Here is a 14,002-nt window from a genome sequence, read left to right on the forward strand (position 1 = left end):
TATAGTACTAAGGCAGCCTTTGGCTGCCTTTTTGTGTTTTAACTAATCAACAACCAATAGTAAGAGAGATTACAATGAAAAATAAAAGCTCTATTTTAGCCGTGGTACTAGGTGCCTTGCTAGGCGGTTGTGCATCTGACGCTCAGGTTCAAACTGAACTTTCTCCCCCAACCAATTCAGAAGTTTGCTGCAGCGATTTTTCGCAATTCCCCTATGCGCAGCTAAACGACAAAGAAGATTTAAAATTTGATATTGATTTAGGCTCGCCGGTAGGTAACTTCACTACGGGTAACAGCCACTTTGCAGGCTTTAAGTTTAGTGAACGTTCAGGAGAAATGGTCGTCACTTTAGCAAGTTTGATGATTGATGACTCGGTTTTTGCCCCGGAAGTCATTTTTCTAGATGAAGCCTTTCAGCCAGTGAAAACATTAAAGTTCGATGATTTCAGAATACAAGCATCTGATGCTTTTACTCGAACAAGCTATGCTGAACGTTTGCGTGTTGATGCAACCAAAACGCCTTATATGATCATCTACACTCCAGCGGATGAACTTGGTAAAACAATTAAAGTGGATCACCCAGCCAAAGTACGCGCCAAAGAGTATGGCGAAGTGATGCCAATGGTGATTGACCCGGTATACACCAACCGTTTGGGTGGTCGCCTTACTCTTGAAATTGAAACTCTGAAGCTTCGCCCATACCGAGCGACAGCGGCGGTAGCACCAGTAGCCGTTGCCCCTGTTGTTGCAGAACCGGCAGTGACTACCGCTATTAAGGTTCAACAAGAAACTCAAGATTTCTATATTTCTGCTATTCAAAAAGCGGTGAAATCAGGCGATGTGCCTAAAGCTCTAGGCCTACTTGATGAAGCAAAAGCGTTGAATGTTGAAGGTGCTCAAGAAGCGTTTGTACGAGCCGTTAACGCTAAATAGTTCCATTTAAGGCATATATCTATTATTCATTAACGCTCCGAAAGGGGCGTTAATTTTATGTATTTATCAATTATATTTTTGAGCCGAACTTTGTTGGTTTAAGGAGATGTCATGCATACAGAGGAATCAACACTCGTCATCCATTCTGATTTTTTTATCCCGCAACTCAACCGCTCCCGGACGGTTCGCATTTATTTACCAATAGGCTATGAAGCTTCTTCAAAACGCTACCCTGTGCTTTACATGCACGACGGACAAAATGTTTTCGAAGAAAAAACGGCCACTTATGGAATGAGCTGGAAAGTTCGTGACACGCTAGATGCCATGCAAAACAGTTCAAAGCAGGATGGCATGATAGTCGTAGCGGTGGATAGCAGTGAAGAGCTAGATAAAATGAGCCGCTACGATGAGTATTCACCATATAAAGCCAGCGAGGAAGTGCTTAAGCTAGGTATTGAAGAAGTGCTGCTAAAGCATGGGGGAGAGGGAAATGAGTACCTTGCCTTTATATGTGAGACCTTAAAACCATATATTGATGGTCATTACCGAACCAACCCGCAACGTGAATCTACTTATTTGGCTGGAAGTTCAATGGGCGGTTTAATCAGCCTTTATAGTGGGATTAAGTATCAGCAGGTATTTTCTAGTATCGGGGTGTTTTCCCCTGCATTTTGGTTTAATTACTCTGCGTTTTTTAAGTTAGCGTCTGAAGCTGAGTTTGGATTACCCATGACTATTTATATGGACATGGGAACCAATGAAAAAAGAGATGGCTCAAAGGTCGATTTTGCTGAGGTTTATCTATCAGGTTCGCGGGATATGAAAACCTTGTTAGAAGATAAAGGCAATGTTTCGTTGTTCTATGTTGAAGGTGAAGGGCATGAACATAATGAAATAGCGTGGGCTGAGCGTTTCCCTGTATTTATTCGCAGCATTTTGGATCATCAATCCTGAATATCACAAGTTTCAAAAAATACGTTTAATAATAGAAAATGGCGTTTGAGGTAAACTCAAACGCCATTTTTGATCGATTTATCTCTTTTAATTGAGTGCTATGAAGGGAAGAGAGTGTTAAACGTTAGTCCTTGGCAACTTCTAAGTTCTCTTCTGTTCTTTTATTTAAAAGATAATCTTTGGTTAACACACTTTGGTGCTGGAGCGTGAAGTCTGGTTTAGCAAAGTGCAAATTATCCAAAGATGGGTATTGTTTGCTCGGAATAATACTCACACTGTTTGGCTCGGTGCTTGTGGTTACTTCACCTGTTTTATGATTAATGACGATGTCTAAATCCACATTTGCTGGGCATTCAATTTTTACGTCTGTTTCATTACTTACCTTCAAAGTAATGCATAGCTGTAGTTTGTTGCTGTGTAGCTTGTTGGACTCTTGTTTATGTACTGATGTTTGTGCCGCGCTGATCACGTAATGGCTAGTATCATTTTGCTTGTTAAACTGAACCTTAAGCAAGCTACTCTCTCCATAAGGAAGAGTTGCACTTAGCTCCGTCCATGCACTTGGTAGCCTTGGGTTCAAATGAATACGATTAGCCAACAACTGTGGGCGGTAGCCTAAGTAGTCTTGCTGAGCATTACGAGCGTATTCAGAGACAGACCAAGCTTGGGCAAATGTTCCAGATTCAACTAACGGGCTTTCAAGCAGTTGGTTTGATAAAGAAGAACCATCAGTAATCGTCTGGTAAGCATCTAAGTTTTCACTCATTGCACCACGGCAGCCTTGCTTTAAGATCTGCTGACCTAGATTCCTAGAGAGCTCGTAGCTTAACTCTTGTTGGTTTAATCGGTTAAGCGCACTTACAGTGAAACCAGCGTTCCACCCCCAAATTGTACCGTTATGGTAGGCCGCGTCTTTGTGGTATTGAACCTGGTTGTCATGGTAAGGGTGAAAATCAATATGTTCTTGCTGAAGCGAGCAAATACCCCAAGGGAACAGTAAAGTTTCAACCGCATTTTTCACTATATGCTGTTCAATGCCATCATCTGCCAAAGCGCTATCTTGTGGGATCGACAACACCATTAATTGGTTCGGTCGAATGCTGTAATCAGGCTTATCTTCATTAGATAAGTGATCCGCTAATTGCTGTTTGTCTGCATCCCAGAATTTATTGTTGAAGCTCTCTTTGATGCTAGAAGATAGCTTATGCCATTCTGACTTAGCGTCTTGGTCATCCACTAACTCAGCCAATTGCATTGCACAATTTACACTTTCAAACCACAATGCTTGAATGTCATTAGCTTTTGGTCCTCTTGGCGACCAAGGTGTAATGCCATTGATTTTTGCGTCCATCCAAGTGTCAGGATGGCGGTGTGACATTAAATTGTCTGAATCGAGGTATTCTTTTTCAACGCCCTCAATAAAGCGTTTCACTGTTGGGTAAATGTCTTTAGCAAACTCAGTATCACCCGAGTAATTTATGTACTCTAAGGCTTCTCGTATCATCCACGGCGTGCCATCGGTGGTGTTGTAAATAATATTGGATTTACTGGTGACACGGTTAGGAATACGACCAAAGTTTTTAGATTCTTTATCTAACATTTGCATAGAGGCAAAGTTTTGAATTACTGCTTTGGCTTCATCAAATAAGCCATTGACTAAGCTAGTGCCAGATAGAGCAATAAAGGTGTCTCTGCCCCAGCAATCTTTAAACCAAGGTAGCCCAGCCCAAATACCTGTACCAAACTCATGACTAATAAAGGTTCGGCTAGATAGACGAGCCCACATCACCGATTTATTGAAGTGGGTGTCGTTCGTCCACAAGTAGTTTTTAAGTAAAAATTGGTAGATGCTTTGTTGATGAGAAATAAATGCGGACTCTTCAACGGCTTTTACTGCTTGAGCTTGAGTCTCTTCAAGTGTGTCACCAAAAGATAAGTACACACACAATGAATGCTCTGGTTGCTGAGTTTCCAGTTTTAGTTTCACATTATTTTCAGATAGGTGCATCACCGCGTCGAGTTCTGGTGAATTGGCGAGTGTCATTTCTTTTGCTGAAATTGATTTATCCGCAGCAATTGAAATAAAACGCGGGCTGCCTTCTGGGCAAATACTGTCGTCAAGCTCTATGGTTATGCAGTTTTGCTTAGTGTGAATGCTTGAGTGTGTGGTCGGAATGTTCAGTTCAGGGACTATTGCTAATATGGCTTTGTCTTCAGCGTTCACATGTAAACAAGCTAATCTTGACCCTTGAATGATGCTCAAGCAGTCTGAAGAAGTAGGGTTTGAGATGTTTCTCTTTTGATTGGAATAGTGATGCTCAATGCCATAAGGCATCAAACTGGCACGATTAGCGGATTCTTTGTCATTAATTTTATGATCTACGAAGCTGGCAAAACCGCCTAAAACCCAACCTTGGTGGTGGCGATACTTACCGCTGTTCACAAAGCTATGCGTAGTTCCGTGATAGTAACCATCTACGTTATCACCGAATACAAACGGAAAACTTTCCATTTCGGTTATCGCGAGCTGTTGGAATAATTCATAGTGTGGGAGCGCAAAGTCAGGTTTGTGCCAGTCTATTTTTGATTGTGTTGCAGTGTCCGTAATTAGGATTGTATCCGTGAGCTGTCTTGTTGGGCGGTGGTTTTGAGGCTCGCCTTCAGCAAAGATAATGGTAGGAACATCACCTTGGAAATTGAGCTCTAACGTAAATAAACCTGGAGCTGAAGGTGAAAACAGAAGGTCGTTTCCAATTCCCTGAGTGGTGACAAGCTGAGTCAGTGTATCCGTTTTGCACACGGTAGGATTATTGGCATGGCCCGATAAGGTCCAATTCTCTGTACCGTCTAAGTCGGATATCTTGAAGCGATATTGATCCGTAGATAAACAGACAGTTGTTTGTAGGCAGTGTTCGGAAAGCGAGACGAAAGGGGTATCTAACCCCCAACCATTAAAAGTGCCTTTAAGATAGAGAGTAGGGATTTGCATAGCGATGTAATTTCCAGAAATGAAAAAAGGCACAGCGAACTGTGCCAAACTTACGGACAATTAGTACTTGGAATACAGTACTTGAAATATAGGACTTGGAATTATTTAGTAATTTGTTTAGCAGCCATATCTAGCGCTTCTCTTACTGTTTGCTTACCTTGCATTGCGTTATCAATTGCAGCGCCTTCAGCAAACCAGTAAGCGGTCATTTGAGGGATGTTAGGCATTACTTCACCGTTTTCTGCATTGGTCATTGTTGACTTAATGCGCTCATCGCTCTCTAGGATTTTTTGGAATGATTTCAGTGTAACGGCACCTAGTGGTTTGTCATCATTCATGATTTTTAGAGACTCATCTAAGAATAGGTAGTTCTCTAAAAATTCTACTGCTAGGTCTGTGTTTGGACTTGCTGAGTTAATACCCGCACTTAGGATGCCAACGAATGGGTTACCTTTACCACCATTTAAAGTTGGTAGAACCGCAACGCCATAGTTAACGCCCATTTTATCTAAGTTGCCCCAAGCCCAAGGACCATTGATAGTCATTGCTGCATCACCTTTAGTGAACGCCGCTTCAGCTACTGAGTAATCCATATTAGGGTTTAGTACGCCCTCGTTAACCATATCTACTAAGAATTGAAGACCGCGAACACCAGCAGCGTTGTTTACGCCAGTGCTTTTCTCATCGTAGCCATCTGCTGTTTTCTCAAAAGCAAATGCGCCGCCAGAAGAAATAACCGGCCATGTGAAGTAAGCATTCTTAATATCCCACATGATTGCTTGCTTGTTTTGCTTCTGCATATCTTTTTGGATATCAGCTAGCTCTTCCCATGTTTTTGGTGGGTTTGGCAGTAGGTCTTTGTTGTAGATAAGAGAAGGGGCTTCAATAGAAACAGGGTAGCCGACAATCTTGCCTTCAACCGTTACTGCGTCCCAACTGAAGTCAACAATCTTGTTTTTGAATTCTTTACTTGGTTTGATTTCATGTAGAAGACCAGATTCTGCATAACCACCGAAGCGGTCGTGTGCCCAGAAAATGATATCAGGACCGCCGCCAGTAGCCGCGTGCTGTTGGAATTTAGCTTCTAGAGATTCAGGGTGCTGAACAATGATTTTAACGCCTGTATCTTCTTCAAATTGTTTACCAATTTGAGCAAGACCGTCATAGCTTTTATCGCCATTGATCCAGATGGTGATTTCACCTTCTTCCATCGCGACAGCAGGAGCATTACATAAAGCAGCAAGGGTACAAATAGACAGAGTTTTTAATACATGTTTCATAGTTCAGTTCCATTTTCAGAAGGTTATCCATAAGTGATAAGAGCTTCTACTAGTTCTTATTATCTTGGGTGAATTATAGCGATGCAGGGGAAGAAGGAGAAATAGGATTATGAGTGCTAGATATAGCTTTAATCTATACCTTTGGTGAAAGTCACCTTAAATAAAGGCTATTGGAATTTTTTGTGATATAGAGCGTTTTCATAAGTGTGAAGAATCGCTCAAACTCTTTTTGGTAAAGGAAGAGGAATGTTTTTACGTACTCAGTTGCTTAGCAAATAAATGTGTTTTTTGAATAAAAAAAGAGGCAAGGATATGAGACTTGCCTCTTTGGGTTGCTACGTATTTTCTTTGATTTAATTTGCTATAAAACCTTATGAATCAGTTTAAAGCTTCACAGCAAAAGACTCGTATGGCTTCAAGTTCAGTGTTTCTGATATTGCAGTGACAGCTTGGTAGTTGTTAATCAAGCAAGTTAGATCTTGTTTTTGGTACTCAGTTGGTACATCTAGCGTTAAAGCTTCATCTGAGAAGTTACAGATAACGAATAGTTTCTCTTCGTTAAGCTCTCTTACGTAGGCAAATACTTTGTCGTGGTCTTCAAACACAGGAGTGAATGACCCATGAACAATGGCAGGATGCGCCTTACGTAGTTTGATTAAATCTTGGTAGTGATAGTAAATAGAATTTGGGTTGGCTAACGCCTCTTCCACATTGATTTCTGGGAAGTTCGGATTCAGTTCAATCCATGGAGTTCCCTTGGAAAAACCAGCATTTTCACTGTTGTCCCAATGCATCGGCGTACGAGCATTATCACGGCTATTTTCGTGAATCGCATCCATCATGTGTTCATGAGTCACGCCCGATTCTGTGCGTACTTTGTAAAAGTTCTGGGTTTCAATATCCTTATATTGCTCAAGGTTTTCAAAAGCAACATTGGTCATACCGATTTCTTCACCTTGGAAAATGTAAGGCGTGCCTTTTAAGAAGTGTAGGCAGGTTGCCAGCATTTTCGCAGACTCCACGCGGTACTCTTTATCGTTACCATATTTGGAAACCAGTCTTGGTAAATCGTGGTTGTTCCAGAACAGAGAGTTCCAGCCACCATCAGCCAACTCTACTTGCCACTTAGTTAGTACTTGCTTGAATTCTTTCAAATCGAGCGGGATTGGGTTCCACTTGTCACCGTTTTCCCAAGTCAGGGTAATGTGCTCAAATTGGAAAACCATCGACAGTTCATTTCTGTCTTGTGCGCTGTATAGTTTGGCAATTTCAGGTGTTGCGCCCCAAGTTTCCCCAACCGTTAATAGGTCTTTTTCACCAAAAGTTTTTTGGTTCATTTCCTGCAGTAGGCTATGTAAACGAGGACCGTTTCCTGTGATGCCTTTGTCGATTTCTTTACCGATAAGGTCAATCACATCTAGGCGGAAACCACCTATGCCTAGGTCAATCCACCAATTCATCATGGCGTGAACTTCATCTTGAACTTTGGTATTTTCCCAGTTCAAATCTGGCTGTCTTTTTGAGAATAGATGGAAGAAGTACTGCTGAGTATGTTCATCCCAATGCCAAGCACTGCCACCGAAAATTGACTCTTGATCATCTGGAGCACTGCCGTCTGGTTTAGCATCACGCCAAATGTAGTAATCACGGTATGGGTTGTCTCTAGAAGAGCGCGCTTGTTCGAACCAAGTATGTTCATCAGATGTGTGGTTCACGACAAGATCCATCACTATTTTTATGTCACGTTTGTTCGCTTCATCAAGTAAGCGCTGCATGTCTTCCATGCTACCGAACTCTTTGGCGATGGCTTGATAGTCAGAAATGTCGTACCCGTTGTCATCCATTGGAGATTGATAAACAGGAGACAACCAAAGCACATTAATACCAAGATTTTTCAAATAGTCTAACTTGCTGATGATGCCATTTAGGTCACCAATGCCATCATTATCTGAATCTAAGAAGCTACGTGGGTAAATTTGATACACCACGGCGTCATGCCACCATTTTTGTTCCATTATTCAATTCCACTCAATAAAACGATTGGGCTTACTATAGTGATTTTATGCGAGGTGGGGAAATAGCGTTAGACTCATTTCTCTATAGGAAAAAGCTATATCATGGCTGTTGTTTGATGTATGTTTTACATAACGCTATAAATCGTTGAAAAACCAACCGCGCATTTTGTGATGTTATGCAAATAAAGAGAAAGCAATATGAATAAGCCATACCGATATTTTTTGATGGTTGCCCATACTGGCAGCATAAAAGGTGCCGCTGATAAGCTCAATATCAGCCAACCTTCTTTGACTGCTGCCATTAAAAAGTTAGAAGCCGATGTTGGTGTGCCTATTTTTATTCGTAAATCCAAAGGTGTGGAATTAACGGAGTATGGGCGTTTATTCCGAGAGTATGTGCAAGAGCAACAAGAAAAACATTTGAGCTTAATGCACCGCTTTACCGATATGCAGCAACGCCAATTGGGTAAGTTAAAAATAGGAACGGGTGAAGCGTGGTGGGAACAATTCGTTTGCCACTCCGTTAAAGAATACAAATTAATAGAGCCAGCTTGCTCATTGCATTTGGAATTTGGAAATAATTTGTCTTTGATGCACCACCTTGTCCAAGGTGATATCGACTTGTTTGTGGGGCATGAAGTCACGGGTTTACATGAGCGTTGTAAAGTGACGTTTCATCCTTTGTTTCAAGATAAAGAAGCCATTTTTGTTCGAAAAGATCACCCGCTGCTGACTAAGAAAAAATTGGGCATGGGTGATCAATTGAAGAGTCAAGAACAGTACCCGTTATTACGAGTGACGCCTGAGCATTCAAGGCACAATTCGGTTCTCTCTGATCATGTTAATTCCCAAGAAGATGCAATGGAAAGCCAGTTGGTTGGGCGTGATGTGTATGATGTGGACTCACTTTTCGCCAGCATTGATATGTTAAAAATGACTGATGCGGTGATGCCATATAGTCAGAAAATGTGCGCTTGGATGAAAGAGCGAGAGATTGAAACCTTACTGGTGAATGAAGAAAGGTTAGGCAATGTCGGGATTTATACTAAGCAGGGGATTGATGATCAAAAGATCCAACGATTTGTCCAGATTTTGCAAAAATCGATTTAAGGTAGTTATGTAAGCCCGCTACCAAACCTAGATTCAAGCTATGCCAAACCTAGCTTTAAGCTGAACCAAAACCTGATTTGTATACTGTAACTTGCTTGAGGCTATTGAAGCTAAGCTTATAGAAAATAATGCTTTAGAAAGCAAATCTCTAGAAACGAAAAAGCGCCAACCTACTATAGGTTGGCGCTTGCTTTTAGTTGGCGCTGTTTTAGAGCAGCCAAGCTTTATGCTTTCATATTACATTTACTAAAATTACTTAGCAGTAATCGTTAGCTCTTTGTTTAGAATGTTGAATGCCACTTGGTAGCTACCTGCTGTTGCAGGAGTAAAAGCAATATTGCCGCTTGAGTCAGTAATCTCTAGAGATTCAGACCCCTGAACCACATCATTAAATGCATGTTCACATTCGCCCCAGTTACCACAAGTCATTTTAAACTGAGTTGTTTCACCGGCAGTCAGCTCCGCTGTTGTAAATGAAATCATTTCAGGCTTATCAGCATCTGATGTCATTTTCTGAGCATCACCGTGCGCCCAATCGCCAGAAATTGTGCCTGGGATGAACCACGTTTTACCCACATAGCTTTCGCTTAGTACAGCATCAACCACAACAGGCGTCTCAGTATTGGTTGCATCAAGTGTGAACTCGTACATGCCCATTTCAGAGAAGTTACTTGGGCAGTTATCACCACCACAGCTAATTTCTGTATCCCATGAGCCTTTAGTAAATTTGTAGCCAGTATCTTTAGCAAGACCTAGTTGAACTGTATACAAACCGCCATTAGCGTAAGGTACTTCGATAGTTGATGGATCCCAAGATGCAGCAGGGAAGTCACCAGCAATGTAGATCTTGGTGTTACCAAATGGAGGTAAATCATCAAGTTTTTCGCTCACTGGCAAACCTAGCCCACGTTCGCCGTTACGAGCTTGTACAAACACTGCGCTAGACCAAGCAGGAACCGAGAACTTACCTTCTGCAAACTGTGAAGCACCGGCTACGCCGCCATCCACATGTTCTTCACTTAATGCAAAACCAGCAAGTTCGATGGCTTTGCTTTCGTGGTCAACAAAATCACCAATAACTTGAGTTTCTGGTGATGCGTTGATAACCACTACGATTGAATCAAGATTTGCATCTAGGTCAGTCGTTTGTGTTGAACCGTTATCAATGCTCATTACAATCAAACCTGGAGTTTGACCTTTGCCTGAATTACGGAAGTCGACACGTTTCATGATTTCTTCAGCACTTGGCAGTGTCATCAAATCAGAAGCACTACGGATGCGTAGCATTTCTTTGTAATTTGAGTACATCAATTCCAAGTCTTTAGCTTGTGGCTGAGCATTAACGTCGGCCGTTACTTGACTGATCAAATCATAGTTAGCGAAGTCTTTATCTTTTGCTGGTAAGCCTTTGTTCCAGTTGTTGTCTGCAAGAGTAAAGTCGACAAGGTTGTACCAATCGCCGTAGTCGTAAGAGTCACGCTGCATTGATTTAGAACGTAGCAGTTCACCACCCATATGGTTGAACGGCATTGCTTGACCTAGTAGAACGGTCGCCATACCAACAGACTGCATTTGAACGCGAACTTCAACTGATGCCTCTGAAGGCACTTTGTACATGTTGATGTCCCAGAACGTTTGGTTATCGTGCTTAGAAACGTAGTTTTGAACTTCCCAAGGTTGTTCTGCGTAACCGGCTTGCTGGCCGTTATAGTCAATGCTTGAACCTACTTGAGTTGTCCCTTCGTAATCGACCATCTTGAATTTCTTCAAGTTGCCAGCCATACCTAAGCGAGTTAAGTCAGTTTGGTGAAGGGCGCGAGCTAATTCTGTATCAGACACATTGCCTTCTGCATCTCGGCTTAGCTCATTAGGTAATACTGCTGCACCAGTAGCAAAACCTTGAGTTTCACGGATGCCGTTAGCTTCATCAAATGGGCTACCGCCACGTACTGCATCTCTCAATCTATCTGAGAATGAGCCAATACCAGTGCCACCAAGGTTCGGTTGAGTTGCTTGTACAAAACGTTTGTTGTTCTCAACTTCACCAAAGTTCCAGCCTTCACCGTAGAAGTAAACTTCAGAATTGACTTCACGCGCTGCGGCTAATGTTTGCTCCATTTGTGAAAGTGGATGGTGACCCATTAAGTCCCAACGGAAAGCATCAATTTTGTAAGCTTCAACCCAAGTTTGGATAGAGTCATCAATCAGCTTGGCAAACATAGCATTTTCAGGCGCTGTGTTTTCACAACAGGTTGATGTTTCTACTAGACCTGTATCCGGAACTAAACGTTGGTAGTAAAGTGGAACGACTTTATCCAGTACCGACTTGTCGTTCATGCCTGAAGCGTTGGTATGGTTGTACACCACATCCACAACGACGTTCATGCCGATATCTTCTTTAACTGACTTCACCATTTCACGGAATTCTAGGATACGCGCTGTACCTTCTGCATCGCTAGAGTATGAACCTTCAGGAACCGTGTAATGGAATGGGTCATAGCCCCAGTTGTATGAGTCGACTGAACGAACGTATTCGTTAAGTCCTTCAATCACTGGGTTTTCTTTCGAATCGCTTGCTTTTAGCTCTTCAAATGCATCAGCAATCGTGCCACCACTTGTACAGTAGCCACTGAATCGGTCATCTTTTTCAACAGATGCATTCAGTGAACAAAGTTTACTAAACGGTTCGTCGATATTGGCAACTTTATCGGGATCTTCGTTGATCGTCGCGATATCAAATACAGGCATTAAGTGCAGGTGAGTCATACCTGCTTCACTTAGCTCTTTCAGGTGGTTTACTGGAACTGAGTTTTGTTCGGTGAAGGCTAGGTACTTACCTTTGTTGTCTGTACTTGCATCTTGAGCTGAGAAGTCACGGACATGAGATTCGTAAATCACCATGTTAGACAAATCACCATTTTCAGGATTTTGAGAGTGTGGTGCGTCTAAACCATCCCAACCAGCTGGTTTCAAATCATCTGAATCTAAATCGATGGCTTGGCTGTATAGAGAGTTTGTTGAAAGGCTCACTGAGTACGGGTCAGTTACTTCGTAGCCGTAACCTTTTTGCTCTCTTGGTTGGAACACTTTCATTGCGTAACGGTAGAATTTGTTGTCTACCGCGTCAGTTTCTAGTTCAACACTCCAGCTACCAGAAGCAGTATCTTCAGTCATTGCGTGACGTGAAGCTTCAGACTTGTCGCTGTTGTAAACCACCAATTCAACTTCAGAAGCTGTTGGAGCCCACAGACGGAAAGTCACGCCGTCATCACCATAAATTGGACCGTATTCTAGATCGGCAGCATCTTCAGCGAAAATAGCATCAATCGCACCAGCAAATTGAATGGCAGTTGAAGAACGCAGTGCTGATGGTTCATTTGCAGCACCATTTGAAGAAGCAATGGCAATTAAGCTGCCTTTCATCAAAGACGCAAGTGATAACTCACTTGGTAGATCTGGCACTTCAAATGCCGGGTAATCAGCAAGGTGAGGGAATTGTTTTTTCTGTGTGTCAGTGAGCGTTGCACCAGTTAGTTTGATCGATGCGCCGGTGACGACACCGTTTTCTGATACATCGTACTTACCGTTTGAGCTGAACATGATTTGCACAAGGTCAGCACCGTTGCCTGCGCGCCACACCATGGTGTTGTCATCAAGTAAAATCGCCCCAACGGTATCAATAGTGAACTCTGAAGATGGACCGCCTACTGCAAACGCGTCATCTCGGGTTGGGTAAGACGTTCCGCTGCCAGGAATATAAGTGACGCCTGGGTTATCTGCTTGACCTGAAATATCAATCACAAGGTCGTTACCAATAAGCTTATCTTTGTTGGCGTTACGGAAAATTACGTTGAAACATTGAGTGGCATCATCAGTAACCGGTACATACCAAACTGGACCAAACTCATCAGAGGCATCTGGTGTTACGCTTACGTCGTCCCATCCACCATTTAGGTAGTCTTCACCCGCAGCGGCACAACTGGCGTTATTCCAGATATGCAGGTTTAAGTTTGCGTAGCCGTTTTTATCAGCACCGTCTTCTTTGTAATCACCTAGTGCATCGTATAAGTGTAATGCAAAGTGACCAGACGGTGGAGCGGGTAATTCACCAGGTGCTGATACTTCTGGTAATTTTACGTCAGTACCGGTTTGATCAAGCCCGTGAGCCATCATCATAGTGTCTTGGCGAGAACCTTCAACTTTGTCGCCAGTATGAGTCACACCTAGTGACTTACCAGCATCATTACTGTCTAAGGTCACGGCTGCTTGCTGAGTTGTACCATCTGAAATATTGCACGCGCCTTGTGCTTCTGTTGCAGTAACTAACCAAGTAGGACCAAAATTATCAGACGATGTTGCCGTAAATGATTTGTCACCACACTCTAGTACCCACTGGCTAAAGTCGGTGGTGACATTTGCCATACGAGAAACTGTGGATGTCGTATCTGCAATGTAGCTGACAGAAATTTCAGTAGCAGAAGGAGCTGCAGCAGCAGAAGGTAAGACTACATTCGGTGCAAGTTCCACTTCTGAAGGTACAGAGGTTGAGGGTGTTGGTGCGACATAAGTTGAGTCATCGTCGCTACAACCCGAGATTACTGTTGCTGTTAGGATTGGCAGCATAGCCTTGGATAAGGTCGATAGCTTAAAGGTTTTTGTATTCACGTTTGATATCCATATAGTTTTTATTTCAGTTGAATATCGTAGTGTTTAATAGGTCGA

7 protein-coding genes are annotated in these 14,002 nt (G+C 42.5%); 3 read left to right on the top strand and 4 right to left on the bottom strand.

Annotated features, from left to right (window positions below):
* Positions 1–74: 74 nt before the first annotated feature.
* Both OCU78_RS22675 and OCU78_RS22680 read left to right on the top strand, forming a co-directional pair.
* A complete protein-coding gene (locus OCU78_RS22675; RefSeq protein ID WP_137371909.1) occupies positions 75–932 on the top strand; it encodes a MalM family protein in 858 nt (285 codons plus the stop codon).
* Between the two features lie 111 nt (positions 933–1,043).
* Complete coding sequence (locus tag OCU78_RS22680) at positions 1,044–1,886, top strand: alpha/beta hydrolase (RefSeq protein ID WP_137371910.1); 843 nt, start codon at positions 1,044–1,046, stop codon at positions 1,884–1,886.
* Between the two features lie 124 nt (positions 1,887–2,010).
* Here OCU78_RS22680 and OCU78_RS22685 read toward each other — a convergent pair whose 3' ends face one another.
* The 3 genes from OCU78_RS22685 to OCU78_RS22695 all read right to left on the bottom strand — a co-directional run bounded on the left by OCU78_RS22685 (position 2,011) and on the right by OCU78_RS22695 (position 8,170).
* Positions 2,011–4,875 (bottom strand): amylo-alpha-1,6-glucosidase, encoded by a 2,865-nt coding sequence (locus OCU78_RS22685; RefSeq protein WP_137371911.1) that lies wholly within the window; start codon positions 4,873–4,875, stop codon positions 2,011–2,013.
* Positions 4,876–4,976: 101 nt separating this feature from the next.
* Entirely contained in the window at positions 4,977–6,155 is a 1,179-nt protein-coding gene (malE, locus tag OCU78_RS22690) for a maltose/maltodextrin ABC transporter substrate-binding protein MalE (protein ID WP_137371912.1), read from the bottom strand.
* Between the two features lie 383 nt (positions 6,156–6,538).
* Entirely contained in the window at positions 6,539–8,170 is a 1,632-nt protein-coding gene (locus tag OCU78_RS22695) for a glycoside hydrolase family 13 protein (RefSeq protein WP_137371913.1), read from the bottom strand.
* Positions 8,171–8,368: 198 nt separating this feature from the next.
* On the opposite strand from OCU78_RS22695, the gene OCU78_RS22700 reads away from it, so the two are divergent.
* Positions 8,369–9,280 carry a LysR family transcriptional regulator gene (locus OCU78_RS22700; protein ID WP_137371914.1) on the top strand — a complete coding sequence of 304 codons (912 nt, stop codon included), beginning with the start codon at positions 8,369–8,371 and terminating at the stop codon, positions 9,278–9,280.
* Positions 9,281–9,532: 252 nt separating this feature from the next.
* Here the strand turns inward: OCU78_RS22700 and pulA are convergent, their stop codons facing one another.
* Positions 9,533–13,945: a pullulanase-type alpha-1,6-glucosidase gene (gene pulA / locus OCU78_RS22705; protein ID WP_240701687.1), complete on the bottom strand. Its 4,413-nt coding sequence runs from the start codon at positions 13,943–13,945 to the stop codon at positions 9,533–9,535.
* Positions 13,946–14,002 lie beyond the last annotated feature (57 nt).

Source organism: Vibrio gallaecicus (genome assembly GCF_024347495.1).
Classification (GTDB): domain Bacteria; phylum Pseudomonadota; class Gammaproteobacteria; order Enterobacterales; family Vibrionaceae; genus Vibrio; species Vibrio gallaecicus.